The sequence below is a fragment of the Pseudogemmobacter sonorensis genome (genome assembly GCF_042762395.1).
In the GTDB taxonomy this organism is placed as follows: domain Bacteria; phylum Pseudomonadota; class Alphaproteobacteria; order Rhodobacterales; family Rhodobacteraceae; genus Pseudogemmobacter; species Pseudogemmobacter sonorensis.
Window position 1 is genome coordinate 1 of sequence record NZ_JBEFZE010000104.1, and the last position, 544, is coordinate 544.

The 544-nt window shown below is 63.8% G+C and carries 1 protein-coding gene and 1 pseudogene; both read left to right on the plus strand.

All coding sequences use genetic code 11. The annotated features are described in order from the left end of the window. Positions 1 to 255, plus strand: a pseudogene (locus tag ABNX41_RS21950) (hypothetical protein); the annotation flags it as partial. Further along, positions 255 to 544, plus strand: a 290-nt coding sequence (gene ssb / locus ABNX41_RS21955; protein ID WP_438671796.1) for a single-stranded DNA-binding protein, incomplete at its 3' end; no start/stop codon positions are given. The pseudogene ABNX41_RS21950 and the gene ssb, both read left to right, overlap by 1 nt.

Genomic DNA, 544 nt, shown 5'->3' on the forward strand with positions numbered 1-544 from the left:
GAGATTGCAGCCGCCCAGACCCGCAAGGTCGCCGCGCAGGCGAAGGCGGTCAAAGGCCTGCGCACCGTCACGAAATGGTCCTACGAGACAGACCCTGCCACCGATCCGCGCGGCGCCCGGCGCCCGGCGCTGAATGATATCGCGCAGAACGATCCCGAGGCGATCACCGCTTTCGTCGATGATTACGTCCGCCGCAACCACAGCCTTCGTCCCATCGCGGGCGTCCGCGTCTGGCAAGAGAAGGTGGCCTACTGATGGCTGGATCGGTCAACAAGGTCATTCTCATCGGCAATCTTGGCCGCGACCCCGAGGTGAGGACCTTCCAGAACGGCGGGAAGATCGTCAACCTGCGCATCGCAACCAGCGAGACATGGCGCGACAAGAACAGCGGCGAGCGCAAAGAGCGCACCGAATGGCACAGCGTAGCCATCATGTCAGAACCGCTCGCCAAGATCGCCGAGCAATATCTGCGCAAGGGCTCGACCGTCTATATCGAGGGCGCGCTGGAGACCCGGAAATGGCAGGACCAGTCCGGCCAGGACCG